Genomic DNA, 25,876 nt, shown 5'->3' on the forward strand with positions numbered 1-25,876 from the left:
GTTGTTATTCTGTAATTTTGATTTCAAACATTTTGTCCCAGTTTTTCCCGGTTACAAAAATAGTCTTCGTTTTCGGGTTGTAAGCAATACCGTTTAAAACGTCAGTGTCGGGTAATTTTGTAATTTTATTATTTAGATCCGCTAGGTTGATAATCCCTTCAACGGCACCATTTTTCGGATTGATAACTGCAATAGCGTCTTTTTGATATACATTTCCATAGATTTTACCGTCAATCCATTCTAATTCATTTACAGATTTTATTTTTGTTTCATAGGAATACACATTGATGAAATCAATTTCTTTTAGCGTCACAGGATCGATAATCCAAATTTTTTCGGTTCCGTCAGATTGGTATAAATTTTTACCGTCATTGGTTAGGCCCCAACCCTCAATATTTTTAAAATAGGAGAATGTTTTTTCTTTTTTAAAGGTATCTGCATTATAAACGTATCCTTCATTCTCTTTCCAAGTCAGTTGGTATACTTTATTGTTCAGAATTGTGATTCCCTCTCCAAAATATTTGGAATCTAGTTCAATTTCTTTATAAACTTTCCCAGTTTTATAATCGGTTTTTTTGAGCTGAGATTTGCCATATTGTCCAGTTCCTTCATAAAGGGTGTCACGGTAAAACTCTAATCCCTGAGTGTAGGCTTTAATATCATGTGGATAGGTATTTACAATGGTGTATTTTAATAATTTTGGATGAATGTTTGAAACCAGTTCCACTCTTGCTGTAGCTTCTGAATTTCCACCATCATAATAAACCAAAGCTTTTAGGTTTTGATAACCTAGTTTTTGGTCTTTTAATTCGAAAGTCAATTTTTCAAGACCTTTCTTGGAAGCAATTTTTTTGTCATTTGTAAAATAAACAATACTGTCAATTGCCTTCTCTTTTGGGTTCAGAATTTCCAAACTTAGTGCTTCTTGTGGCTGATATTGTTCCTTAAATTTGGAAGTATCGAAATTAAATATAGAATTTTCTCCTTTTTTTGTATCTCCACAATTAGAAAAGGTGATTCCTAATAAAATGAAAGATAGTAAGTTATATTTTTTCATGGTCATTTTTTTTGATAGTCCAATATACAATGTTATTTTAAGGCGGCAAAGGGCTTGCAAAAATATAAAAAGATTGTATATTTGCACCGGCAAGTCCTACACGACCAGCTCCTGCAGACTCCCCCAGGATGGGAACATAGCAAGGGTACGTGGTTGAGCGGTGCGATGTAGGTCGCTTGCCATTTTTTTTAAATCTGGATTTATTTCAGATTCTTTTCAAAGTTTATACAAAAGTAGTCTTCCTTCGGGAGGATTTTTTTATTTTTGGCCCTTTCATATATCAAACAATCATACAGCATGGATAAAGTCGTTTTAATTACAGGAGGTTCCTCAGGAATAGGAAAATCGATTGGGGAATTTTTGCATAAAAAAGGTTTTGTCGTTTATGGTACGAGCCGAAATCCCGAAAAAGTACTTAATTCTATTTTTCCTCTTGTGGCTTTAGATGTTAGAAATGTTGACTCTATAAAGTCAGCTGTAGATAAAATTATTGCAATAACAGGACGTTTAGATGTTGTAATTAATAATGCGGGAGTTGGAATTACTGGTCCTTTGGAAGAAATTCCGACGGAAGAGATAAAGAATAACTTTGAAACTAATTTCTTTGGACCAATTGAGGTGATGAAAGCGGTGTTGCCACAAATGCGTTCTCAAAAATCAGGTTTGATTATCAATGTGACTTCTATCGCGGCTTATATGGGCTTGCCTTATCGCTCTGTTTATTCGGCTTCCAAAGGCTCTTTGGAGTTGATAACCGAAGCTTTGCGTATGGAAGTAAAGCCTTTTGGAATTCATATTGCTAATGTAGCGCCGGGAGATTTTGCCACTAATATTGCTTCGGGACGTTTTCATGCGCCTTTAGTTAAGGGGTCTGCTTATGAGATTCCTTATGGGAATACTTTAAAAATGATGGATGAGCATGTGGATAGCGGTAGTAATCCTAATGAAATGGCTGAGGCTGTGTATCGAATAATACAAACTAAGGAGCCAAAAATTCATTACAAAGTGGGTGTTTTTATGCAGAAATTTTCAATTGTTTTAAAGCGCATTCTTCCTGATAAAGTATATGAAAAAATGCTAATGAATCATTATAAGTTGTAATTTTGCAGCAAATTTTATTGATTTTGCAATAGCGTGAAGCATTACTTCACTTGATTTTTATTTTAATTGGAGTTCAGTGAATTTCATTTGTAGTGAAAGTCCTTTTACTTTTTTATTTTAAAAAGTAAGAGATTGCAGCGGAAAGCCCGATTCGCCGCGGCGAACACGCCCCAAAAAAAGAACACACAATTAAATTATATATATTATGAAATTTTTTATTGACACGGCTAATTTAGCTCAGATTAAGGAAGCACAGGCATTAGGCGTTTTGGACGGAGTTACTACTAATCCGTCATTGATGGCTAAGGAAGGAATTACTGGAAAAAACAACATTTTGAAGCATTATGTTGACATCTGTAATTTGGTTGATGGTGATGTAAGTGCCGAAGTGAATGCGCTTGATTATGACGGAATGATTAAAGAAGGAGAGGAATTAGCGGATTTACACGAGCAAATTGTGGTGAAATTGCCTATGACTAAGGAAGGTGTTATGGCGGCTAAATATTTTTCGGATAGAGGAATTAAGACTAATGTTACTTTAGTATTCTCTGCCGGACAGGCTTTATTGGCTGCTAAAGCGGGAGCGACTTATGTATCTCCATTTATTGGTCGTTTGGATGATGTGTCTACAGACGGTTTGGCTTTGATTGAAGAAATTAGAGATATTTATGATAACTACGGTTATGAAACTCAAATTCTTGCAGCTTCGGTACGTCATACCATGCATATTGTAAACTGCGCAAAAATTGGTGCCGATGTAATGACAGGTCCACTTTCGGCTATTTATGGTTTACTAAAACACCCATTGACAGATATCGGATTGGCTCAGTTTGTAGCTGATTTCGAAAAAGGAAATAAGTAAAAAATATAATCAGTGATTGGTTTTTAGTGGTCAGTCATTGAAATAAACAAAAAGTCCCGCTTCAGTTGAAACGGGACTTTTTTTATGAATGCTATCGAAAATTATTTTTTTACAAATGGAGGTAATAATTTAGAAGAAACTTCTCCAAAACCAATTCTTACTTCGTCATTTTGGCAATAACCTTTCATAATTACAGTGTCATTATCGTTGATGAATTTACGCTCAGTACCATCACTCATTTTTACAGGATTTTTCCCTCCCCAAGTCAATTCTAACATGGAACCAAAACTATCAGGAGTAGGTCCAGAAATGGTTCCTGATCCCATCATGTCTCCAGAATTCACACGGCATCCGTTAGAAGTATGATGTGCCAGTTGTTGGCTCATAGTCCAATACATGTATTTGAAATTGGATTTACTTACTATAGTTGGTTCTGCTTTTTCCGGTTGGATGGCGACTTCTAAATTGATGTCAAATGAATGTTTTCCATTTTGTTGCAGATAAGGTAGTGGCGTTGGTTCTTGCTTTGGACCAGCAGTTCTAAATGGTTCCAGTGCATCCATTGTTACAATCCAAGGCGATATGGAAGAAGCAAAGTTTTTGGCTAAAAAGGGGCCAAGAGGCACGTATTCCCATTTTTGAATGTCTCGGGCACTCCAGTCATTCAATAAGACCATTCCAAAGATATATTGTTCGGTTTCATCTACAGGAACACTTTCTCCCATTATATTTACGTCTGTGGTAATAAAGGCAGTTTCTAATTCAAAATCGATTGATTTAGAAGGGCCAAAAACAGGGCTTATTTCGCCGGCAGGCAAAGTTTGTCCCATAGGTCTGTGAACTGGAATTCCAGATGGAATGATAGTAGAGCTTCTACCGTGATATCCTACCGGAATATGAAGCCAATTAGGTAATAAGGCGTTTTCTGGATCACGGAACATTTTCCCTACATTGGTCGCATGTTCTTTACTGGAATAAAAATCAGTGTAATCACCTATTAAAACAGGTAGTTGCATTTCTACGTCTTCCATTTTAAAGATCACTACATCTTTATGTTTTGCGTTATCTCTTAAGATTGGGTTTTCGGCATCAAAAATTTCGGCAATGCGATTTCTTACCAATCGCCATGTTTTTTGACCATCTGAAATAAAATCATTCAGCGTGTCCTGCATGAACATATCATCAGTTAGTTCAATACCTTCAAAATAGTTTAATTGCTGCAAGGCTCCTAAATCGATTGCGAAATCACCAATTCGAGTTCCCACAGTTACCACATTTTCTCTAGTAAGGAAAACACCAAAGGGAATGTTTTGAATAGGGAAATCACTATTTTTAGGTACTTCTAACCATGATTTTCTATTAATATCGTTAGCTATTATTGGCATAATATGTTAATTATTTTGTTGAAAATTACACATCAAATATATCATAATCTAACTGTTTAACAAGCGTTTTTTTGTATTTTTGCTCCAAATTAACTAAATTCAAAGAAATGCAACGCGACGAACAAATTTTTGACCTTATTCTAGAAGAACAAGAAAGACAAATACACGGATTAGAACTTATTGCCTCAGAGAACTTTGTAAGTGACGAAGTGATGGAAGCTGCGGGTTCTGTATTGACCAATAAATATGCCGAGGGTTATCCTGGTAAAAGATATTACGGAGGTTGTGAAGTAGTTGATGTTATTGAGCAAATTGCAATTGACAGAGCTAAGGAATTGTTTGGTGCTGAATATGCAAACGTGCAGCCACATTCGGGTTCACAAGCCAATACAGCCGTTTTCTTTGCTTGTTTGAAACCAGGTGATAAAATATTAGGTTTTGACTTGTCTCACGGTGGACATTTAACTCACGGTTCACCGGTAAACTTCTCAGGACGTTTATATACTCCGGTTTTTTACGGTGTAGATGCTGAAACGGGACTTTTAGATTACGATAAAATTCAAGAAATAGCCACTAAAGAACAACCAAAATTAATCATCGCTGGAGCTTCGGCTTATTCTCGCGATATGGATTTTGAGCGTTTTAGAGTAATTGCTGACAGTGTTGGTGCTATTTTGTTTGCTGATATTTCTCATCCTGCAGGTTTAATCGCCAAAGGATTGATGAATGACCCAATTCCTCATTGCCATATTGTATCGACTACTACGCATAAAACTTTGCGTGGACCACGTGGAGGTTTGATTATGATGGGGAAAGATTTCCCGAACCCATTTGGTTTAACAACTCCAAAAGGAGAAATCAGAATGATGTCTTCTCTATTGGATTTAGCTGTTTTTCCTGGAAATCAAGGTGGACCATTAATGCATATTATTGCTGCTAAAGCGGTTGCTTTTGGCGAAGCTTTGAAAGATGAATTCTTTACTTATGCTTTACAATTGCAAAAAAATGCCAAAGCTATGGCTGAAGCTTTTGTAAAAAGAGGCTACAATATCATTTCAGGTGGAACCGACAATCACATGATGTTAATCGACTTGAGAAACAAAAACATTTCAGGTAAAGAAGCCGAAAATGCTTTGGTAAAAGCAGAGATTACCGTGAATAAAAACATGGTGCCTTTTGACGATAAATCACCATTTGTAACTTCTGGTATTCGTGTAGGAACAGCGGCAATTACCACTCGTGGATTAGTTGAAGAAGATATGGAAACCATTGTTGATATGATTGATAGAGTTTTGATGAATCATACTAACGAAGAAATCATCGAAGAGGTGGCTAATGAAGTGAACGAAATGATGAGCGAAAGAGCGATTTTCGTTTTCTAAATTGAATTTAAAAGTTTCAGGTTTAAAGTTTAAAGTTTTGTGTTTGTCAAAAGCATTCTAAAACTTTAAACTTTTTTCATTTTAGTAGAATTTTAAACAAACTTTAAACAAGAAGAAATGGGTGTATTACGATTGCAATTGCCAACAGACCCTAGATGGGTAAATATTGTAGAAAAAAACATAGAAGAAATTTTGACGGACCACGCTTGGTGCGAACAAAAAGCGGCGACCAATGCCATTACGATTATCACTAATAATTCAGAACATCAGGATTTAGTTCAGGATCTTTTGGCTTTGGCCAAAGAAGAAATTGACCATTTTGAACAAGTTCATAATATTATCATCAAACGCGGTTTAAAATTAGGTCGTGAACGCAAAGACGATTATGTCAACGAATTGTATTTGTATATGAAAAAAAGTAGCAACGGCAGCCGAGTTTCTAGTTTAGTAGAACGATTGCTTTTTTCGGCGATGATCGAAGCCAGAAGTTGCGAACGCTTTAAAGTACTTTCGGAAAATATTCAAGACGAAGAATTATCGACATTTTATAGGGATTTAATGGAAAGTGAAGCCGGACATTATACTACGTTTATCACTTATGCCCGTAAATACGGAATAGGTATCGATGTAGAGAAAAGATGGCGTGAGTGGATTGAGTTTGAAGCGTCAATAATTGAGAATTACGGGAAAAGCGAAACGATTCACGGTTAGTGTTCAGTAATCAGTTATTTCTAACTCATAACTCATAATTTTTATATGGTAACAATAAAAGAAGCCACAGCCAAGGATTTCAAAATAATTCAGGAAATTGCTCATAAAACTTGGCCGGATGTCTATGGAGAAATCCTTTCGGCAGTGCAATTGGACTATATGTTGAAATCCTTTTATTCAGAAGAGGCTTTAAGGGATAATGTAGTCAATAAAGGGCATCATTTTATTCTGGCTTTTGAGGAGGATTTTTGTTTGGGTTTTGCCTCTTTTCAGCATGATTATTTGGACGAAAAAGTGACACGTTTGCATAAAATTTATTTGCTTCCTGAGGCACAGGCAAAAGGTGCGGGTAAGCAATTAGTCGACGCTGTCATAAATTATGCAAAGCAAAGCGGTTCCAATGTTATTTCCTTGAACGTAAACCGATTCAACAAAGCCTTGACTTTTTATCAAAAACTAGGTTTTGAAATCGTAGGAGAAGAGGATATAGAATTGGAACACGGCTATTTGATGGAAGATTATAAGATGGAGAAACAGCTGTAGTTTATTTTGAGTATAAAGGGTTTTAATTTATTTAAAAGAAATTTCTTCTATTATTCGTTTTACAGAAAAAAGCAGTAAATTTAAATGTTTATTGAAACTGTTTTTTTAAGATGTCAAAATGAAATATGTAAATTGTTTTCCCCTTATTGCGCTGTTTTTGCTCCTTTCTTGTTCAAAAGATAGAGAAGGAATAAAGCCCGATAAAGGCAGTGTTACCGAAAGTGTTTATGCATCGGGTATTATCAAAGCCAATGATCAATATACTGTTTTTTCTACGGTTAACGGAATTTTACAAAAGATAAAAGTAGTTGCAGGACAGTCTGTTCATCAAGGACAATTATTATTTGACATTGAAAGCGAAAAAGCGGCTTTAAATACCGAAAACTCCCGATTAGCTTATCAATTAAGTTTGCAAAGCAATCGGTATATTCAAGATAAAATTGCCGAAATGGAACTAAAAGTACAGTCGGCCAAGGACAAACTCACTCTCGACGAATCCCTTTACATCAGGAATAAAAACATCAAAAATCAAGGCGGGATTTCTCAAGTTGATTTTGAAAGAGTGGAGCTTACCTACAAAAGTTCTAAACTCAATTATGAGGCTTCGCAAAAACAATTATCGCAGCTCAAAGCCCAATTAGATAACGACCAAAAACGGAACAACATAAACCTTAAAATCAATGAGAAGTCACAAAGTGATTTCAATATCAAAAGTGCTTTTTCGGGTGAGTTATTTGATGTTTTAGTCAAAGAAGGAGCATTGGTGACAACCCAGACTCCTTTGGCCATCATAGGGAAAGCCAATTCCTTTTTGCTGGAATTAGAAGTTGATGAGAATGACATGGTTCGGGTCGAAATAGGACAAAAAGCACTTGTGACTATGGACAGCTATAAAGGAAAGGTTTTTGAGGCTGTAGTCGATAAAATTTACCCTATTATGAATGAGCGTTCCCGTACCTTTAAAATTGAAGCCCACTTTGTGAATCCGCCCAAAAAACTTTATCCCAATCTTACGGCTGAGGCTAATATCATCATGCAAACAAAAGAAAATACCCTTACCATTCCCAAAGCCTATTTGCTAGACAATGAATACGTTTTAGTTAAGAATAATGAAAAACGAAAAGTAAAGACCGGTTTGAGTGATTATCAAAAAGTAGAGATTTTAGAAGGATTGAAAACAGATGAAATGATTTACAAGCCCGAATAATGAATTTTAAATTGATTTTAAATATTGCTTTTCATTTACTTAAAGCCCGACTAAAACAAACTATAGTTGCCGCTGTGGGGGTTACCTTTGGGATTGCTATGTTTATTACTTTGATTAGTTTTATGGGTGGCTTAAATGAAATGTTAGATGGATTAATGCTCAACAGAACACCGCACATTCTGTTGTACAATGAGGTAAAACCATCAGAGAACCAGCCCTTGTCCTTGTCAGAAGAGTATAAAAGCCACACAAAATTTATTCATTCTATAAAACCAAAAGACAGAGGCAAATCAGTTTACAATAGTCAATCGATTATTAAAGTTTTAAAACAGGACAAACGCATTATAGATGTCGCGCCCAAAGTGACTGCTTCGGTTTTGTTTAATTCGGGAACCATTGAGATTTCGGGTTTTGTAAACGGAATTGACATGTTTGCCGAGGATAAACTTTTTAAGATAAGTGATTATATAACTCAAGGGAATATTGCTGATTTAGCTCAAAATAACAGCATTATTATTGGAATAGGATTAGCTAACAAAATGTTGCTTTCAAAAGGAGATATAATAAAAATTACTACTTCTCGTGGAGATTTGACTTCTTTGAAAATTGTGGGGATTTCTGAAATTGGAATTGCCGAAATTGACAATGTGATGAGCTATACTTCTTTGGCTACAGCCCAAAAAATATTAGGACAACCCAAGAGCTATATCACCGATATTCAGGTTAATTTGTATGACAAAGAAACTGCAGTAGAACTTGCAAAAGAGTTTCGAAAGGAATTCAATATTGATACGATAGATTATCAAACTGCCAATGCGCAATTTGAAACCGGGAGTACTGTGCGAAGTATTATTTCTTATTCGGTGGGAATTGTGTTGCTTATCGTGGCTGGTTTTGGGATTTACAATATATTGAATATGATGATTTATGAAAAAATGGACAGTATTGCGATTCTTAAAGCCACCGGTTTTTCAGGTAGTGACGTAAAATGGATTTTCATCTCTCTCTCAATAATTATTGGACTTACAGGTGGAATTTTAGGACTGTTGTTTGGATTTATTTTTTCTAATATAATCGATGTAATTCCTTTTGAAACTACATCTTTACCAACTGTAAAAACCTATCCAATTGTCTACAATATTATTTATTATATCATAGGAATTGTTTTTGCTTTTTGTACTACAATTATAGCAGGACTTTTTCCTGCTCTAAAAGCAAGTAAAGTAGATCCTGTAGAAATCATTAGAGGGAAATAGTTATGGAAGACAATAAAAGAGTGATACAAACCATTGGTTTAACCAAATATTTTTATGACCCGGTAAAATTTCAGGTCATTAAAGAAGTTGATTTGAGTATTAATCATGGTGAGTTTGTTGCTATCGAGGGGAAATCGGGCTCAGGGAAATCTACCTTATTGTATTTATTATCTACTATGGATACGGATTATGAAGGACAATTATTCATTCATAATGAACTTGTAACAGGGCAGGAGGATGCAAAATTAGCGAAAATCAGAAATGAAAAAATTGGATTTGTTTTTCAATTTCATTACTTATTAGTGGAATATAATGTTTTAAAAAATGTGATGCTTCCGGGCTTGAAATTTGGAAAATATTCCGAAAAGGAATTGGAACAGCGCGCTATGAACCATCTAAAGACACTTGGGATGGAGACTCATGCCTTGAAAATGCCAAATCAACTGAGTGGAGGTGAAAAACAACGTGTAGCTATAGCTAGGGCATTAATCAATGATCCTTTAATTATTATGGGGGACGAACCTACCGGAAATTTAGATAAGAAAAATGGAGATTTGGTTTTTGATATTTTCAAAAAACTAGCGCGAGAATTTAATCAAACCATATTAGTTGTTACTCATGATAGTGATTTTGCCCAAAGAACCGATAGAATAATCACGATGGAAGATGGCCGAATTATCTCCTGATTCTTATTGAACCACAATTTCATATTTTGTCAACAAACCTTTAACGGCTTCTAATGAAAATTGCGCTTTTTTTAGTTTTGTTCTCATCGGATCAATTGTATAATTGCGGCTAGTTCTAAAATCGGCTTTGTTTGCAATAGCTTTATCAAATTCAGCCCGATATAAATCGCAAGTATCAAAAAGAACTTCAGTCAAATCTGTACTCATAAAATCAACAGCAATAAGACTACAATTGGTAAAAGTAGTTCCTTTCATTTTTAAAGCGTAGAATTTAGAGAAATCCAAAATACAATTGCTAAAATGAATTTCAAAAATGAGTTTATCGCACATGGCAAAATTGACGTCTTTTATTTTGCAATGATTAAAAAGTACGGATCTTAAAGCAACATGATTTATTTTTGAATTATTGAAATTACAATTGTTGAAACTGCAATCTATAAAGGTGACCGCTATAAAATTGCATCGGGAGAAATCACAATTGTTAAAAATACAGCATTCAAATTCCTTGAAATTCATGTCTTCAACATCATAAATGATGTCATTGTATTGCAAGTCAAGGTGGTAATCTGGCATTTTTTCGAGATATGAAGTTGTTTAAATGTTGGCTAAACTAGAAATAAAATTCGATTAATTTCTTATTTGTATATCTTAAGTTCCTTGTGTTACATAAAAGGGGAAATTTGGATTTAAAATCAGGCAATTTTTGTAATATTGATTTTCAAAATATAAAATTCTATTCTAAATACAACAATCAATTACTGATGTACGACAATACAGATAATTTTAAACTTTTTTGCCTAGAAGGGGTAAAAGATATAAACGCAACCGCTTCGAGTGCTATTTTTTATTCATTGGAAAATTTGGCTCTGTATCAGGGAATTACCAATATCTATAAAACCTGTGACAGCATTGAAAGTTTGGAAGAAAGTTTGAGCGCTTTACTTTATGCCGACCGCCATTTTAAGGATTATGAAATTTTATATCTGGTGTTTGAAGGAGAGGGAAATTCAATCGTTTTGGATGATTATTATTATAGTCTTGGAGAAATAGCGGAGTTTTTCGAAGGGAAATTAAGCGGAAAGATTTTGCATTTTGCCAATACTAAACTTTTGGATTTAGATGAAGAAGAAGCGCAGTATTTCTTGGATGTAACGGGGGCAAAAGCTGTTTCGGGTTATAATAAAAAACAGCCTGTTCTGAGTAGTTTTATCGATAATGAATTTTTTGGTTTTTGCCAGCAATATGATGATGTGGTTGAAATAGTAGAGGAATTATATGTGCATCATGCTGCGATATGTAATACAATGGGATTTACACTTTACTATTAAAGAGCAGATGGCCTTAAAAAATTGAGGGGATTTAGGCTGATTTAATCGAGATATGATCAAACAGTAAATTTGATTTTGTGCCCAGTTTTTTCTTGAGACGTTGTTTAGATTTTTTTATTGCATCGGTTGTGACACCTAGGAGCTCAGCAGTTTCATTGTTGCTAAAATTAAGTTTTTGTAGCATTAATATTCGAATATTGGAGTCGGTGAGTTCCGGAAATTCAGTCAGTAACATATTATAGAATTCCGGATGTTCTTTTTGAAATTCGCGTTTAAATAAGTTCCAATTGCTTTCGGTCATCAAATGCGATTCTAACAGAGCATTTAGTTTACTGGATATGCAAACAAAAACTGCACAATAAGTTAAGCTACATTTTTGAAATTAATTTGATTATTAAATTCTTCTATTGTTTTATAATTTAAAGCCGAATGTCTTCTTTTTCGATTGTACCAAATCTCGATGTATTCAAAAATTTCCATTTTCATTTGTTCTTTAGAGATGAGTTTATTTCCATAAATCAATTCGGTTTTCATAGATTTAAAGAAGCTTTCGGCTACTGCATTATCCCAACAATTCCCTTTACGGCTCATACTACGGGTTATTTTTTTATAGGAATCAAGAACATTTACAAACTTTTTGCTGGCATATTGAACACCTCTATCGGAGTGAAAAATTAAACCTTGCTCAATATTTCTGTTTTTGACTGCCATTTTCCAAGCACCAAGACTTGTTTGTTCAGTGCTCATTCCGTTACTTAAGCTCCAGCCAATAATTTTTCGGTCGTACAAATCCATAATGGTTGTCAAATAAAGAAAACCTTCTTTGGTTTGAATGTAAGTGATATCCGAAACCCAAGCTTTTGAAGGTTTATTGACAACGAACTCTCTGTTTAATATGTTATCAACCGTTAGATAATTGTGATTAGAGTTTGTTGTTACTTTAAACTTCCTGCTGAGCTTGCTTTTTAAGCCAAGAACTTTCATATACTTAGCTACCGTTATTCTGGATATTTGATATCCTAAACACTGGAGTTCTATTGCTATTCTGGGACTTCCATAGCGTTGTTTGGACTCAAAATAAATTTTCTCTATCTGTTCTTTTAAAGCAATTATCCTTTTTTGAGCAATTGTTATATTTGCTCTTCTCCAGCGATAAAAACTTCCTGTACTGATTTCTAAAACACGACACATTTTTTCAATCGGAAATATTTTTTCATTCTTTTTAATGAAACAGTATTTCATCGACCGCTCTTGGAAAAAATGCCGATTGCTTTTTTTAATATATCGCGTTCCAACTCTGCATCTTTGAGCTTTTTCTCTAATTCGTGAATTTTTGCTTGCTCTGGAGTTTGTTTTAAATTTCCTTTTCCAGGAAAACTTCCTTCTCCAAAGGTCTCAAATTCTTTGCGCCATTTATATAATTGTGGGGGTGTTATACCTAATTCTCTTGCAAGCTCTGAAACATTGGTTCTGTCATAGCTCAGTTGAACTGCCTGTTCTTTAAAACTTGCATCATAAATTTTACGGACTTTTTTCATAAGTTAAAATTAAGATTTATTCTTAACTTATTGTGTCGGCTAAGTTAGCATGTCCAAATACGAATATAATAAAAATTAGCGGGCTGTAAAAGGGGTGTTTTTTATAAAATATTGATTATGTATGGCTTGATGTTTGAAATGTCCCCCATTTGTCCCCCTTAACTTGTAGGAATAAGTAGATTGTTGCAATATTTTTGCGTTCATTGTAATGTCTCAAATAGATTTAATCTCAATTGTTTAATAATAAACTTTTTTATTCTTTCTTAACGGACTATTTTTTAATAATGTTCTCTTTGTTAGTTATGATTATGTATTGATAATCAGGAAATCTATTAATTAATTTTATTCCTTTTTTCAAACCTAAAACCATGATTGAGGTACTAAAACCATTACACATTTCTGCATTTGGTCCAATTATAGTAACACTTATTAATTCTGTTGAAGGATAGCCAGTTTTTGGATTAATTATATGGGAATATCTTTTGTTATTAATCTCGACATACTTTTCATAATTTCCCGAAGTAGTAACCGCATTATTTCCTGAAAATTCTAAAATTTCAATAGTTTCACCCGTTTCTAAAGGATTGTTTACACCTATTCGCCAAGGATTGCCATTAATCTGTGTCCCCCAAGCAGCGATATCACCAGCAGCATTTATAATACCGGCTTTGATACCTGATTCTTGCAATAGTTTACGTGCTTTATCTGCAGCATAGCCTTTCCCGATGGAACCAAAACCTATTTTCATTCCTTTTTTTGAAAGAAAAATTGTGGAGTTAATGCTGTCTAAAACGATATTTTTATAATTTACATTTATAATAGAGTTCCTAATTGCTTTTTTTGATGGTAACTTTTCCATAGTTCCGTCAAATTTCCAAATTTTGTCCATCGCAATAATACTAATGTCAAAAGCACCATTTGAAATTTCAGAAAACCAAATCGCCTTTTTTGTAAGTTCAAAAACTTCTTTGTCCACCTGAACCGGTTTTATGCCCGCATTTTGATTTACTTTCGAAATTTGAGTTTGTGGTCGCCATTCAGAAATTAAATTTTCAATGCGTTCAATTTCTAGGATAGCTTTATTGATGTTTTGATGTGTAGAAATACTATCCGAATCAACCAAAGTAATTTGGAAAACACTTCCCATCAAATTTACAGTTTTCGTTTGTTCCACTTGACTGAATGAAAATGTGCTAATTAAAAGTAAAACTATTTTTAAAAGGATTGATTTGAATTTCATAAGTTGGCAATTAGTAACAATCCGTTAAAATCTGATTATTTTCTTTGTAAATTTCGAAGTCTGTATTGTTATTTGAACAAATAGTAGCCAAAACGTTTTCAACATCTTTTTGCATTTTAAGAGAGCCACAGATCATTATAACACCATTATTTCTTAATAATTCTAGGAAGAAGTTTTGGTCTTTTTTTATCAAATCCATCACATATTGTGATGCTTCTTGTCGTGATAAAGCTAAATTAAAAGTGGAAAGTTTTTGTTTGGAAATATGCTTATGTGCAATTTTTGAATATTTTTTAGTGAGTTCATCATTATTTCGAAAGCCACAATACAAATGAGTTTCCACCTTGTTTTTATTTTCGGCTAACATTCCTAAAAAAGGGGCAATTCCTGTTCCGTTTGAAATCAAAGCCACTTTAGAAGCTTTCTTCGGAAAATGAAAGTGTGAATTCTTGATAATTCGCGCTTTAATTGAAGTGCCTTTTTGCAACTTGTATAAAAATTCAGATCCTAATCCATTTGGATGCAATCGGACAATTAATTGTACCGAATTATCAACTTTACCAATGGAATAAAAGCGCTCGACAGCATCATTTTTTGGATAAATAGCTAATAAATCACCTGATTTAAATTTTGTCAAAGCATTAGGTTTCAAATTTAGCTTGAAAGTAATTACCTCATCCGAATTTATTTCTGCACGATCGACAACTTTTAAAACTTTTAATTTTGGTGCTTTTTGATTGTATAAAGAAGGTGCTGTTGCAATGGCTAAGCTATTCAAATTGGCCCAAACCGAAAGCCATTGTGTAAATTCTTCTGCAGATTTGTCGTTTACAGTATGAAGTTTTACTGATTTCTCTGCCCAACTTTGTTGGGACAATAACACATCAACTTCTTTGGCATAGGCACAGAAATCGGGATAAGATTTAGATCCAAATCCTACAACCGAATACTGAATATTTTGTTTTTGTGGAAATTCACAAACTAGTTTTTCGAACTTTTTGGCATTAATTGGTGCTTCACCTAAACCATAAGTAGAAGTAAAAATAAGTAGTTGCTTCGCACTTGAAAAATCGGTATAATTATTCATATCTGTTAGGTACGATTTCTTTCCATTTGCCTGCAACTGCTTATGAATCTGATTCGCAAATCCTAAGGTAGAACCATTTTCTGAACCTACTAAAAGTATAAATTCGCATTCATTTGCCTTATATTTATTTTTAATTCTTGTTTTAGTTCGTTTTAAAGTAATTGCAAATCCAGAATAGATAAAAAGTAAAATATTGATAGAAGCGAAAGCCAAAATTATAGCCCAAATCCAATTTATTTGTCCTGTATGCAAGTCAAAGCTCAACTTTTCTAATACTTGTGTGAAAGGATATTTAACTTCTTTTACGATTTGACCCGTTAGTTGATTTACTGTTATTTCACTATCTTTCAACTTCAAAATGTAAAATTCTTCCGGTTCATCTTCCATAAACGGAAATTCAATCTTTATAACATCAGACAATTTCGTTTGTTTAAATACAGAAAAATCAGTCAATGGAACTTTTTTTAGTTTTGCATCTTCGGTATAATTAATCGCATTTGCTTTTTGGACAGGAATAATTTCGAATCGAAGTAAAAATAAATACGTTCCTGTTAAAGCAATAATCAAAACAGGTAGTAACATGATTCTTCCGGTTACCACATGAAAATATTGGGCAAGCGAATCGTTATTTACCTTTGAAAAGAATTTCTTGATTCCATTTTGACGTTTAATCAAAAGAATCGTACCTGAAATAGCAATTAAAAAAAATAAAAACGAAGCCAATCCTACAATAAATCTTCCAGTTTCATGAAGAAATAGCGAACGATGTAAAGCCAAATTCCATTGGATAAACTCATTTTTTTGCTTTGGAATTCCCAATTGTTTTCCAGTAGTTGGATCTATATAAGCTTTAATTTCATTACCTTCTTCATCAAAACCTTCTAAAGTTACAGATTGGTTGTAATCTACTGAAATATTAGAGATTTCAGGATACACTTTACGTAATTCTGGTAAGACTTGATGAAGTGTCAGTTCATTGAAATTGTCTATTTGATACGGATTTGTTTTCTCATTAGCCACATCAATAGCGAGAACAATTCCTGTTAAAGAAGCAATAATAAGTACAAATGAAGCCAAAAGAGCTAAAACCAAATGGGCATACCGCCAAATAGACAATGTCATATTAGATTATTTTTAAAGTTTGTTAAGCTTTACATAACGGATAAACCCTTTTCCTTCTTTTTTCTTCGTAATATCAGCTGTTGTTAATGCAATTTCTACATCTCCAACATAATATTTATTGTCTTCGACAGCCGATTCAAATCGAAGTTTGTAACCTTTGTTTAATTTAGATTCATCAATAGAAAAAGTTGTAATACTTCTGTCACCTGCCGCTATAGAGGCACCGGTAATACCATTCAGATTTTCTTTCTTCTTGGCCAAGGTTTTGTTCCATTCTTTGAAACCATTATACCATTGTTTATCTGGTCCCATTACGTATAATGTCTTTTCATAATTTCCTTTAGAATCAATTAAAGAAACAACAACGTAAGCTTCCAAACCTTCATAATTTGTCAGTTGCAACATGCATTTATACTTGGCTAGTTGGGCATTTGCTTGGGGCATAAATAGTAGACCAAACAGGCCTACCAATACAAGTTTTATTATTTTATTCATAGCGTATTATTTTAAAAAATCTACTGATATATTAGCTTTTGTTAGTGACTCATTTTCTTTTGCTAAATCATAAGCAGTTTCATCAAATTCTGTTAGGATGTCTTTTTTAGCACCTGAGGCAACTAAAAATTTTAAGATTGAGTCCTCTTTTGCTGTTAATGCCGCTTTGTGTAAAGCTGTCATTCCTTCCTGATTTTTAGCATTGATGTCTATATCCAATGCACTTATTTTTTTAAATAGATTTAACTCATTTTTTGCAACTGCCAAATGGTATAATGTATTGCCATCCTTTTGTGGAATTGTGATGTCAAAACCAGAATTTTTCAACAAACTTAATTTATCGTCAAATCCATCTTTTCCGTCTTTTCGTACCGATTGAATCAAATAATAAGCTAAATTATTTCCTTTTGCATCAATTACGTTAGTTTTTGCTCCGTTTGCTAGTAGAAATCCCACCATATCTGAAGAACCATTTTCAACTGCAAAGCTCAATGCTGAAAGACCTTTTGAATTTATAGCATTCACATCTTTTACTTTCGAAATGAATGTTTTTACCAATTCAATATTTCCACGAGTTGCGTTCATTAAAACAGAATTTCCAGCCTTATCTTGGTGGTTTACATCAACACCTTTAGCTAAGAAATAAGCAATAATATCATCTTGTTTTGGTTTTTTAACTAGATTGTGTAAAACATTTTCACCTTCATCACCTAACGAATTTGGATTGATCTTTATATCTTCAACCAAATATTTATAAGCTTCTAAAGTTGCAGATGAAGATCTGGTTCCTTGAGAAGCAATAATTAAAGCTCTTCCATCGTATTTAATTCCTTTTTTTAGGATAGTTTGCAACAGTTTTACATCACCACTTCTGGCAGCATAATTAAATGCCGTATTCCCTAAATCATCCGTATCCTTTAGCGACAAACCTTTTGTAGCAAGATAATCGGCTAATTTTAGTTCTTTGTCGTTTGGAATAGATAAGAGTAATATATTGGCTCCGTTTTTAAATTTTTGTTTTGGATTGTTTCCAGCTTTAAAGAACAATTCATATATTTTTGCATTAGCTTGTCCGTTAGCCGCAGCAAAAGCAATTGGAATAGCTCCTTTATCATCAGAAAGATTAATATCTGCTCCTTTTTCTAGTAAAAATTTCACTAAATCAACATTTCCTTTACTAGCCGCCCAATGCAAATAAGTACGACCATCATGCGTTAATTTTTTCACACTATTTCCATCTTGTTGAATAAGAAATAGGATACTTTCTAATGACGCATCGTTATTGATGGCCATAGTAACGGCATCAAAATTACCGCCATTTGCTTCAGAGGGACTATTCCCTTTTGCTATCGTTTCTTTAATAGTAGTTAAATCTGGATTTTTTTTCCAAAAATCTCCATTTAAAAGTGTATTCTGTCCATTTGAAACACTTGCAATTAGCAGTAGTGTACTAAACAATATTTTTTTCATTGCTGTTTTGTTTTTTAAAATAAATGAAACTTTTAATTACAATTTAAAAATTCCGTGCTGCAAAAATACAACACGGATTTTTAAGTTATACACTAGAAGGCTCCAATAAAATGGTTTCCAGGTTTATTTATTAATTTAGCTCCAATAGTTACGACTCCAGTCGCACTGTTAATGATATAAATACGACCATCTTGTCCAACCGGTGCGGCAGTTACATAAACATCAAAACCATCAACAACATAACCTTGATATTGGAAGAAATACATATCTGTGCTGTAAGGTAAATCTAATGTTTTAGCTGTTTTAGCTGTAAGATCTACAAGTGCTAAAAAACTTTGAGATTGTCCAGAAAGAGCAGAAACTGCTGAACCACTATGGGTATAAGCTACCACAGCTTTTCCATTTCCAACATATTTCCAGTTTTCAATATAAGTACCTGATAATCCTAAAGCTGTATCTAAATTGAACACATAAGAATTATCGTATTGATTACTTGAATTAATTCTTAAGATGTGCGAACCAGAAGCATCTCTTTGGGTAGCTTGATAAATATTTCCATCATCACCAACAAAACTATTAAAACTACGGTAACCACTAGTATCACCAAATCCTACAGTAGAAGTAATTACTACCGGATTTTCTAATGATGGATAATCAATAACAACTGATTTAGCTCCTAAATGAGTATAAGTACTTTCATTGGTTCCCGTTGCTGGGTTTGTTTTACGCATCCAAGTACCAATAATTAATTTGTTAGCTGCTTTATTTAAAACTGGCGCATCTAATCTAAAAATATGATGTCCTTGTGCTTCTTCCACTGCGCTCAAAGCGATTTCATAAGATTTAGTTTGAGCAATTAATGAATTTACTAAATCTAAAGATAAAACTGTAGCAGTTCCTCTAGTGTGCTTATAGCTTCCATCTGCATTAGTAACAACAGTTGGAGACGTGACATTTACAGCAACTCCAGTTTTATCACCATCATATAATTTCACCCATCTTGGACTTGTTCCTGCATATTGTGAAATATTTACAACTCCACCTGTAGGCGTAAAATTTTGTCCACCATTTACTTTGTATTTTGAAAATTCACCACCATTTGTTCCTGTATAAGCGATATTGAAAAGCGTAGAACCATCTTGTGAAGATTGCAAGCGCGCTGTTCTGTTTGATGGAACTGCAAATCCGTTTTCAAAAACGTCATAAGTCTTAGAAGGATCTTTCGCATTTTCTTTACTTATAGCATATACAATTGTTCCACCATTTCCATCTCCTGGCGTAGGATCTGTAGTTCCCATAACTGCTCCGGCTACAGTGATGTATCTGCCTTCTGTAATGGGTGGTTCTGTAGTTCCGCCGCTAGTATTGTCATCATCACTGCAACTTGTTGTTAGAGCGATAACTCCAATAAGTGCCGTAAAAGCCCATAAATTTAAAAATCTGTTTTTCATTATATTTATATATTTAAAAATTATTGATTATGTAATTAAGTTTTAAGTAAAATGCTCTTCCAGGTTTTTGTACGCCCATATTATCGTAACTCTGTTTATTAAACATGTTTTTTGCATCAAAACTCGCTATGAAATTTTTCTTTGGAAAAACATAACTTACGCCAGCGTCTTGTATAAATTGTTCTGGGACATTAAAAAAATCAGTTCCGGCTGTATTGCTATATAATTTTCGATTGTAATTGAAAGTGTCTACAAACATGAAATTATAAAATAAGTTCAATTGTGATTTTTTAGCTAATACATCATTAAAGGAATATTGAGCACTTACGTTAGCGTTTAAAAAAGGCTCATTTGGCAAGTCATATTTTAGACCTCCTGTAACGGTTGTAAGTTCAAATTTTGAGACTCCCATTGCAATATTCAGATTGTTATTATAAGTGTAATTTAATTCGAAATCAACGCCCTTTGATTTTACATTACCTTGATTTACGAAAGGAAGTGTTTGAATATTTGTATTAATTGCTGTTTGCACCGGTGTACCAATTCTGTCCGTTATGCTTCTGATAAAACCATTGGTAGAAATCACTACTTCATGTTTTTGGATTTTGAATTTTCCAAATCTAAAGCCAAGATTATAGTTCTTACTGGTTTCTGGTTTAATGTTTGGATTTTCTGATATGTTATCGCCTGAATCTCCAAAAACTTCATTTTCAGTAGGTAATCTAACTGCTTTTTCGGCAGATGTTAAGAGCGTTACCATCGGTAGAACAGCATAAGAAAACGCTCCACCATAGCCCATAACATTTTTATTGCTACTAATGATATCTTCAACCTTAGTTTGAACACCATTAATATTCTGCACTATCGGATTCATTCGTTCAACCCTTTGTTGATAATACTTGCTAAAAACACTAGCTTTTAATCTACTTTCATGAGCAGTCAATTCGTAGGTCAAAGCGCCTATGTTTTTATTTAAGTCTCTTGTCCCAAGAAATTTTCGTTCTAAAACCGATTTCATTTCATCATCATCTTCTCTGTTTACTACAGAAAGTGTATAGTTTAATAAAAATTTATGATTTTCATTAATTTCATAAGAAATACCAGTTCTTATAGTACCAACTTCTCTTTTAATATTGGCTAAAGTTGGAGCTCCTTGTTGTGCTCCGGAAGGACGTGGAATTGGTTGTTCGTTTAAATCCAAACTCAGATTTCCATTCCAATCATAATTCCATTTAACGGTGTCGTTAATAGTTCGATTTCTTTCACCATACAATCCGTGAAAATTAAACTCTAAACCTTTTACAAAGAGATCTTTCTTATTATAGGTTAAGCTCATCAATCCGGCATCTGATCGTAAAAATCTGCCTTTATAAGGAGTAGACATAAACGTTCCGTGCTGTACTTCTTTATATGAATCTGAACTGGTGTAACCAATAAAGAAATTATCTGCCCATTTTACATCTGTAAATCCAACTTCTACAACACTTCCTGTTGATTTAAATGCATCTTGCAAGCGCTTAGCTCTAATGTAATCGTATCGGCCATTTGGTAAGATATTATAAACTGTTTTTCCCCAAACTTCATAATCATTATCAGAATAATTGTTAAAAAAAGAAGTTTTAAGAGTAAAACCAGATGCTGCAAAACGATACAAACCATTAAAATTTACCTGAGAAGTGTTAAACGAACCATAAGAAGCCGACGCATTAAAATTATTTCGAGCGCCTTTTTTCAACACAACATTAATGGCACCTCCTAAAGCATCATCAGATAAATGACCAGGAACAACACCTTTATAAACTTCAATACGTTCGATGATTGAAGGTGGAATACTATTTAAATCAAAAGAAGAACCATAAGTTGAAATAGGAATACCATCGATAAAAATTCTAACAGAATTGCCTGATATACCATTAATATTATAATTAACATCTGAACCTAAACCACCATTTTGACGAATTCTTACACCAACAGTTCTGCTTAACAATTCATTAGTTTGCATATTTCTTGATGCAGCAGTTTTAGTCTCAATAACATTTACTGCAAAACCTTTTGTTTCAATTTTCTTTTTTTCAGTTGTAACATTAACCACAACTTCACTTAGCTCAACGCTTGTAGCTCTCTCTATTGTAATATTTATATTTTTAGTAGTAGCATTTAACTTAATAGCTACAGTCTTTTTATTTGCTTCTATAGAACTAGTTTCAAGAATATAATTTCCATAAGGGATATTTTCGATTACATAATTTCCGCTTTCATTTGAAACGGCGGATTTAGTGGTTCCTTGAAGAAAAACTAAAACACCAGGTACGGGTTCATTATCTGTGAAATTTATTCTACCGTTAATTTTAGTAGTTTGTGCAATAGCAGAGGCGCCAAAGTAGAAGCATATTAAAAAGACGAAATAGTGAGAGAGTGACATATTTTCTGTTCTAAAATTTTTACAAATCTATACTTATTTAGACTAAATACAAATAAAAATAATTAAAATATTAATAATTCAATTCGCAATACATTGTAAGAATTTGAATATTAGAAGTATAGATTCTAAATTTCGGTTCTGTCGCGTCTGTTTAATAATTATTATCTTTAGAACTTCAAAATATATTAAATGAATACCAAAGGTCATTGTTATCCCAAAGCTATTATTCTTCAGGCCGTTTATTTGAAATTGAGATTTACATTGAGTTACAGAGATATTGAGGAAATAATGAAAATGCGAGGAATAGCAGTTGATCATGCTACGATTCAGCGTTGGATGTTTAAATTTGCACCTTTGATTGAATCGCAAATCAAAAAGAGAAAGAACAGAGTAGGTGCCAGCTGGCGAATGAATGAAACTTATGTAAAGGTAAAAGGCATTTGGTGTTACTTATATCAAGCTGTTGATAAGTTGGGTAGTAAGGTGGATTTTCTTCTGACCAAAAGAAGACAAAGAATGAGTGCGCAGTCATTCCTAATTAAAACAATAAATAATAATTGACGGCCAACGGTAATAAATATAGACAAAAGCGGCTCTAACATGTAAATTCCAATGACGTTGGCCACCTCATTCCAATTTGAAATCACTACTGAATTCTATTAGGTGCTGTTCGTGAAAATAAATGATAATTTGTTGATTTTTAACAAACTGATTTGTGTTTGAGATGGATTTTTTTAATGTTTTTATTGGTCAATTAAAATAGGAATTGGGTGGTCAGTTTAATCGTTTTTTCCGGATATATTAGCTAATTATAATAAAAATCGATTACGTAAGTTAAAATGATTTTTGATTTAATGATACATTAAATTATTGCTACTCCACAGATTTTTTGTTATAATCTGGTTTTAGTTCAGTCAAGGTGACTTCAATAAATATCCAAACCAGTGAGAATATTTGAGTTTAAATATGTTAATTATGAAAAAATACGTATAAAAAAAGCTCAATTCGTGTGAATTGAGCTTTTTATTTTGTGACGCTTAATGAACAACTTACAAACCATTTTATGAATGATTTGAAGAAATTAGCTATTTAGAATCCTTTATAGGAAGTACAAATCTGTTTCTAGTTTTTAATTGTATTTAATCACCGCATTTTTGCAGTATATAATTATAATAATCACCGCAAAAGAGTATTAAATGTTTGTGTGATAAGTTATAGTTCGCTTAAAGCAATATCTAATAATTCAATCATCTCATCTGCATTTTGTTTGTTGAAAGGCATTGGTGGCTTTATTTTTAATACATTATGCAAAGGACCATCCGTACTTAGTAAAAACCCTTTTTCTTTCATTTTTTCGACAACTATATCAATTTCAGCAACAGCGGGCTCCATTGTAACTCGGTCTTTAACCATTTCCGCACCTATGAATAAACCGTGTCCACGAACATCACTGATGATAGGATATTTCGTCATTAGTTTTCTAAGACCGTCCATTAGGTGGTTTCCAACTTCTAATGCGTGTTGTTGCATTTCTTCGTCTTGAAGAACCTCTAATACAGCTAATCCTGCCGTCATGGATACGGGATTACCTCCAAAGGTGTTGAAGTATTCCATGCCATTGTTAAAAGCATTTGCAATTTCATTTGTAACAATCACGGCAGCCAGTGGGTGTCCATTACCAATGGGTTTTCCTAAAACAACAATATCGGGAACGACATCTTGTAATTCGAAGCCCCAAAAATGGTCTCCAATTCTTCCAAAACCAACCTGAACTTCATCAGCAATACAGATTCCTCCAGCAGCTCTGACGTGTTGATACACTGTTTTTAAATAATTTTTAGGAAGCGGAATTTGACCTCCAACACCTAACAACGTTTCGCAAATGAATACCGCAGGCGCTTTATCTTCTTTTTTTAGATCTTCGATAATTCGTTGTACATCAGCAGCATATTTTTCTCCTGCATTTGTATCCCCATATTTATAAGGACCTCGATACAAGTCGGGGTTAATAGCCTTATGAATCCAAGGCATTTTTCCAAAACCGCCTTTACCATCAAATTTATAGGGGCTCATTTCCATAGCAACCGTTGAAGTACCATGATACGCATGATCCAGAACAATAATGTCTTTCTGTTTGGTGAAATGGCGACTCATTCGAATGGCCAAATCATTAGCTTCACTACCCGAATTGACAAAATAGCAAACACTTAAGGCAGCTGGTAAAGTCGCGGTAAGTTTTTCGGCATATTCAATAATAGTGTCATTAAGGTAACGCGTATTGGTGTTTAAATTAGCAATTTGTTTTTGCATTCTTCGAACAACAACAGGGTGACAATGGCCTACATGTGATGGGTTGTTGACACAATCTACAAAAGTTCGTCCTTTATCATCATAAAGATATTGTAGTGCGCCTTTGGTGATTTTTAATTTGTCTTTGTAACCAATACTTAAATTTCGACCTATGTTTTTCTGACGAGATTCTAATAGATAAGCATAGTTTTCATCAGATATTAATCCTATAAAACCACAGGCTTTTCTAAAAGTATCTTGCGCTTTTATTGGATTAATTCGAATAAGTTGGTTCAGCAATTCCCACGCTGGTTTTTCAGTAAGAAAATGATGTTCATTATTGCTGTCTAATGATGCGTTGTAAGCAGACTGTGTCACACTAATACAAAGTCTCCCTGCAATTAGATAGTACAACAAATCAACTTCTTGCTCAGTAAGGGCATACGATTTATGATAACCTTCAACAATCGATGCAGCAACAGCCAATGGATCTTTTTCACCAAGCATTGCATAAGTACACGCAATCGCTAGATTGTTGATAAGCGCTGTGTAAACCATATCTCCAAAATCAATCAAACCAATAATTTGATTTTCTTGAACTAGGATATTATAATCGTTTGCATCGTTATGTATGTAGGCATGGCGCAAAGAGTGGATTACAGGAAGTACTTCGCTATCAAATTGTAACAAGAAATAACCCGCGATTCTTCTTTTTTCATGATCGAGAATATATTTTAAATTCTCATTTGCCTCGCTGGCACAACTAATATCCCAAGTATAACGGCGGTGCATAGCAAGATGAGAAAAGTCGCGAAGTTCATAATCCATATTTCCTAAAAAGGATCCTAGATTGTAAAATAACTCTTTTGATTTACTTTCTTTTTCTACCCAAAAAGTACCTTCTAGAAAATTGAGAATTCTAACATAATATATTTTAGAATCGGCCTCAATTTTTGTCAAAGCATCTCCCTGCTTGTTGATGCAAAACTGCTGAAATTCATTGGCAAGCTTGCTATTTGATAGGTGCTGAATAATTTTAACCTGCGCATCTAAAAACGGAAGAGGATGATCTTTATTTGATATTTTTAGAATATACTTTTCGTTTGTATTAGTAGATAAAAGAAAATTTAACTCGTCATAACCATTTAATGATTTTGCGGTTGTAGCTAGGCCATAATGTTCTTTGGTTAATTGCTCAATAGTTTCTTCTGAAAAATTCATTCGTAAATTTTTAGTGTTTTTTT

General features: G+C 33.6%; 22 protein-coding genes, 1 other RNA gene and 1 pseudogene. 11 read left to right on the forward strand and 13 right to left on the reverse strand.

Annotated features, from left to right (window positions below; genetic code table 11):
• Window positions 1–4 precede the first annotated feature (4 nt).
• A complete protein-coding gene (locus LNP19_RS10250) occupies window positions 5–1,057 on the reverse strand; it encodes a glutaminyl-peptide cyclotransferase (protein ID WP_230061833.1) in 1,053 nt (350 codons plus the stop codon).
• Window positions 1,058–1,144: 87 nt separating this feature from the next.
• Here LNP19_RS10250 and ffs point away from each other — a divergent pair.
• The 3 genes from ffs (at window position 1,145) to fsa (ending at window position 3,020) form a co-directional block, all read left to right on the forward strand.
• An RNA gene (gene ffs, locus LNP19_RS10255) (signal recognition particle sRNA small type) lies at window positions 1,145–1,242 on the forward strand.
• Between the two features lie 112 nt (window positions 1,243–1,354).
• Window positions 1,355–2,158, forward strand: a complete 804-nt coding sequence (locus tag LNP19_RS10260; protein ID WP_230061834.1) for an SDR family oxidoreductase — start codon at window positions 1,355–1,357, stop codon at window positions 2,156–2,158.
• 205 nt (window positions 2,159–2,363) lie between these two features.
• Window positions 2,364–3,020, forward strand: a complete 657-nt coding sequence (fsa, locus tag LNP19_RS10265; RefSeq protein WP_072945998.1) for a fructose-6-phosphate aldolase — start codon at window positions 2,364–2,366, stop codon at window positions 3,018–3,020.
• Between the two features lie 101 nt (window positions 3,021–3,121).
• Here the strand turns inward: fsa and fahA are convergent, their stop codons facing one another.
• Entirely contained in the window at window positions 3,122–4,405 is a 1,284-nt protein-coding gene (fahA, locus tag LNP19_RS10270; RefSeq protein ID WP_230061835.1) for a fumarylacetoacetase, read from the reverse strand.
• A gap of 107 nt (window positions 4,406–4,512) precedes the next feature.
• On the opposite strand from fahA, the gene glyA reads away from it, so the two are divergent.
• The 6 genes from glyA (at window position 4,513) to LNP19_RS10300 (ending at window position 10,190) form a co-directional block, all read left to right on the forward strand.
• Entirely contained in the window at window positions 4,513–5,787 is a 1,275-nt protein-coding gene (gene glyA, locus LNP19_RS10275) for a serine hydroxymethyltransferase (RefSeq protein WP_230061836.1), read from the forward strand.
• 117 nt (window positions 5,788–5,904) lie between these two features.
• Window positions 5,905–6,498 (forward strand): MiaE family protein, encoded by a 594-nt coding sequence (locus tag LNP19_RS10280; protein ID WP_230061837.1) that lies wholly within the window; start codon window positions 5,905–5,907, stop codon window positions 6,496–6,498.
• A 45-nt stretch (window positions 6,499–6,543) separates the two neighbouring features.
• Complete coding sequence (locus LNP19_RS10285; RefSeq protein WP_230061838.1) at window positions 6,544–7,041, forward strand: GNAT family N-acetyltransferase; 498 nt, start codon at window positions 6,544–6,546, stop codon at window positions 7,039–7,041.
• Between the two features lie 118 nt (window positions 7,042–7,159).
• Window positions 7,160–8,248: an efflux RND transporter periplasmic adaptor subunit gene (locus LNP19_RS10290; protein ID WP_230061839.1), complete on the forward strand. Its 1,089-nt coding sequence runs from the start codon at window positions 7,160–7,162 to the stop codon at window positions 8,246–8,248.
• Window positions 8,248–9,504 (forward strand): ABC transporter permease, encoded by a 1,257-nt coding sequence (locus LNP19_RS10295; protein ID WP_230061840.1) that lies wholly within the window; start codon window positions 8,248–8,250, stop codon window positions 9,502–9,504. Before LNP19_RS10290 ends, LNP19_RS10295 begins: the two co-directional genes overlap by 1 nt.
• Window positions 9,505–9,506: 2 nt before the next feature.
• Entirely contained in the window at window positions 9,507–10,190 is a 684-nt protein-coding gene (locus LNP19_RS10300; RefSeq protein WP_230061841.1) for an ABC transporter ATP-binding protein, read from the forward strand.
• 3 nt (window positions 10,191–10,193) lie between these two features.
• Here the strand turns inward: LNP19_RS10300 and LNP19_RS10305 are convergent, their stop codons facing one another.
• A complete protein-coding gene (locus LNP19_RS10305; RefSeq protein WP_230061842.1) occupies window positions 10,194–10,763 on the reverse strand; it encodes a pentapeptide repeat-containing protein in 570 nt (189 codons plus the stop codon).
• Window positions 10,764–10,951: 188 nt separating this feature from the next.
• Between LNP19_RS10305 and LNP19_RS10310 the strand changes: the two genes are divergently transcribed.
• Window positions 10,952–11,518, forward strand: coding sequence for a DUF6642 family protein (locus LNP19_RS10310; RefSeq protein WP_230064227.1), 567 nt, complete (start codon window positions 10,952–10,954; stop codon window positions 11,516–11,518).
• Window positions 11,519–11,549: 31 nt separating this feature from the next.
• On the opposite strand, the gene LNP19_RS10315 is transcribed toward LNP19_RS10310, so the two are convergent.
• The 9 genes and pseudogenes from LNP19_RS10315 to LNP19_RS10355 form a co-directional block, all read right to left on the reverse strand.
• Window positions 11,550–11,819 carry a hypothetical protein gene (locus LNP19_RS10315; protein ID WP_230061843.1) on the reverse strand — a complete coding sequence of 90 codons (270 nt, stop codon included), beginning with the start codon at window positions 11,817–11,819 and terminating at the stop codon, window positions 11,550–11,552.
• A gap of 62 nt (window positions 11,820–11,881) precedes the next feature.
• Window positions 11,882–12,847: pseudogene (locus tag LNP19_RS10320) on the reverse strand (IS3 family transposase); the annotation flags it as partial.
• Window positions 12,757–13,056 carry a transposase gene (locus LNP19_RS10325; RefSeq protein WP_230061761.1) on the reverse strand — a complete coding sequence of 100 codons (300 nt, stop codon included), beginning with the start codon at window positions 13,054–13,056 and terminating at the stop codon, window positions 12,757–12,759. The gene LNP19_RS10325 and the pseudogene LNP19_RS10320, both read right to left, overlap by 91 nt.
• A gap of 271 nt (window positions 13,057–13,327) precedes the next feature.
• Window positions 13,328–14,296 carry an FAD:protein FMN transferase gene (locus LNP19_RS10330; protein WP_230061844.1) on the reverse strand — a complete coding sequence of 323 codons (969 nt, stop codon included), beginning with the start codon at window positions 14,294–14,296 and terminating at the stop codon, window positions 13,328–13,330.
• Between the two features lie 10 nt (window positions 14,297–14,306).
• Window positions 14,307–16,505 (reverse strand): PepSY domain-containing protein, encoded by a 2,199-nt coding sequence (locus LNP19_RS10335; RefSeq protein ID WP_230061845.1) that lies wholly within the window; start codon window positions 16,503–16,505, stop codon window positions 14,307–14,309.
• Window positions 16,506–16,517: 12 nt separating this feature from the next.
• The gene (locus LNP19_RS10340; protein ID WP_230061846.1) at window positions 16,518–17,000 is read right to left on the reverse strand and encodes a DUF2271 domain-containing protein; all 483 of its coding nucleotides are present in this window, start codon (window positions 16,998–17,000) and stop codon (window positions 16,518–16,520) included.
• Window positions 17,001–17,006: 6 nt separating this feature from the next.
• The gene (locus tag LNP19_RS10345; protein WP_230061847.1) at window positions 17,007–18,470 is read right to left on the reverse strand and encodes an ankyrin repeat domain-containing protein; all 1,464 of its coding nucleotides are present in this window, start codon (window positions 18,468–18,470) and stop codon (window positions 17,007–17,009) included.
• Window positions 18,471–18,562: 92 nt separating this feature from the next.
• Entirely contained in the window at window positions 18,563–19,921 is a 1,359-nt protein-coding gene (locus LNP19_RS10350) for a hypothetical protein (RefSeq protein ID WP_230061848.1), read from the reverse strand.
• A 13-nt stretch (window positions 19,922–19,934) separates the two neighbouring features.
• A complete protein-coding gene (locus tag LNP19_RS10355) occupies window positions 19,935–22,343 on the reverse strand; it encodes a TonB-dependent receptor (RefSeq protein WP_230061849.1) in 2,409 nt (802 codons plus the stop codon).
• Window positions 22,344–22,532: 189 nt separating this feature from the next.
• On the opposite strand from LNP19_RS10355, the gene LNP19_RS10360 reads away from it, so the two are divergent.
• Window positions 22,533–22,904 (forward strand): IS6 family transposase, encoded by a 372-nt coding sequence (locus tag LNP19_RS10360; RefSeq protein ID WP_230061850.1) that lies wholly within the window; start codon window positions 22,533–22,535, stop codon window positions 22,902–22,904.
• 651 nt (window positions 22,905–23,555) lie between these two features.
• Here LNP19_RS10360 and LNP19_RS10365 read toward each other — a convergent pair.
• The gene (locus tag LNP19_RS10365) at window positions 23,556–25,853 is read right to left on the reverse strand and encodes an aminotransferase class III-fold pyridoxal phosphate-dependent enzyme (RefSeq protein ID WP_230061851.1); all 2,298 of its coding nucleotides are present in this window, start codon (window positions 25,851–25,853) and stop codon (window positions 23,556–23,558) included.
• Window positions 25,854–25,876 lie beyond the last annotated feature (23 nt).

The organism is Flavobacterium acetivorans (genome assembly GCF_020911885.1).
Classification (GTDB): domain Bacteria; phylum Bacteroidota; class Bacteroidia; order Flavobacteriales; family Flavobacteriaceae; genus Flavobacterium; species Flavobacterium acetivorans.

What these genes read in the sequence shown, in the direction of transcription:
- LNP19_RS10330 (WP_230061844.1), bottom strand. Translation starts at nt 14,296, where the DNA reads ATGAAATTCAAATCAATCCTTTTAAAAATAGTTTTACTTTTAATTAGC.
- LNP19_RS10325 (WP_230061761.1), bottom strand. Translation starts at nt 13,056, where the DNA reads ATGAAAAAAGTCCGTAAAATTTATGATGCAAGTTTTAAAGAACAGGCA.
- LNP19_RS10260 (WP_230061834.1), top strand. Translation starts at nt 1,355, where the DNA reads ATGGATAAAGTCGTTTTAATTACAGGAGGTTCCTCAGGAATAGGAAAA.
- LNP19_RS10310 (WP_230064227.1), top strand. Translation starts at nt 10,952, where the DNA reads ATGTACGACAATACAGATAATTTTAAACTTTTTTGCCTAGAAGGGGTA.
- LNP19_RS10300 (WP_230061841.1), top strand. Translation starts at nt 9,507, where the DNA reads ATGGAAGACAATAAAAGAGTGATACAAACCATTGGTTTAACCAAATAT.
- LNP19_RS10335 (WP_230061845.1), bottom strand. Translation starts at nt 16,505, where the DNA reads ATGACATTGTCTATTTGGCGGTATGCCCATTTGGTTTTAGCTCTTTTG.
- LNP19_RS10360 (WP_230061850.1), top strand. Translation starts at nt 22,533, where the DNA reads ATGAATACCAAAGGTCATTGTTATCCCAAAGCTATTATTCTTCAGGCC.
- LNP19_RS10350 (WP_230061848.1), bottom strand. Translation starts at nt 19,921, where the DNA reads ATGAAAAACAGATTTTTAAATTTATGGGCTTTTACGGCACTTATTGGA.
- LNP19_RS10340 (WP_230061846.1), bottom strand. Translation starts at nt 17,000, where the DNA reads ATGAATAAAATAATAAAACTTGTATTGGTAGGCCTGTTTGGTCTACTA.
- LNP19_RS10315 (WP_230061843.1), bottom strand. Translation starts at nt 11,819, where the DNA reads ATGACCGAAAGCAATTGGAACTTATTTAAACGCGAATTTCAAAAAGAA.
- glyA (WP_230061836.1), top strand. Translation starts at nt 4,513, where the DNA reads ATGCAACGCGACGAACAAATTTTTGACCTTATTCTAGAAGAACAAGAA.
- LNP19_RS10280 (WP_230061837.1), top strand. Translation starts at nt 5,905, where the DNA reads ATGGGTGTATTACGATTGCAATTGCCAACAGACCCTAGATGGGTAAAT.
- fsa (WP_072945998.1), top strand. Translation starts at nt 2,364, where the DNA reads ATGAAATTTTTTATTGACACGGCTAATTTAGCTCAGATTAAGGAAGCA.
- LNP19_RS10250 (WP_230061833.1), bottom strand. Translation starts at nt 1,057, where the DNA reads ATGAAAAAATATAACTTACTATCTTTCATTTTATTAGGAATCACCTTT.
- LNP19_RS10345 (WP_230061847.1), bottom strand. Translation starts at nt 18,470, where the DNA reads ATGAAAAAAATATTGTTTAGTACACTACTGCTAATTGCAAGTGTTTCA.
- LNP19_RS10285 (WP_230061838.1), top strand. Translation starts at nt 6,544, where the DNA reads ATGGTAACAATAAAAGAAGCCACAGCCAAGGATTTCAAAATAATTCAG.
- LNP19_RS10290 (WP_230061839.1), top strand. Translation starts at nt 7,160, where the DNA reads ATGAAATATGTAAATTGTTTTCCCCTTATTGCGCTGTTTTTGCTCCTT.
- LNP19_RS10295 (WP_230061840.1), top strand. Translation starts at nt 8,248, where the DNA reads ATGAATTTTAAATTGATTTTAAATATTGCTTTTCATTTACTTAAAGCC.
- LNP19_RS10355 (WP_230061849.1), bottom strand. Translation starts at nt 22,343, where the DNA reads ATGTCACTCTCTCACTATTTCGTCTTTTTAATATGCTTCTACTTTGGC.
- LNP19_RS10365 (WP_230061851.1), bottom strand. Translation starts at nt 25,853, where the DNA reads ATGAATTTTTCAGAAGAAACTATTGAGCAATTAACCAAAGAACATTAT.
- LNP19_RS10305 (WP_230061842.1), bottom strand. Translation starts at nt 10,763, where the DNA reads ATGCCAGATTACCACCTTGACTTGCAATACAATGACATCATTTATGAT.
- fahA (WP_230061835.1), bottom strand. Translation starts at nt 4,405, where the DNA reads ATGCCAATAATAGCTAACGATATTAATAGAAAATCATGGTTAGAAGTA.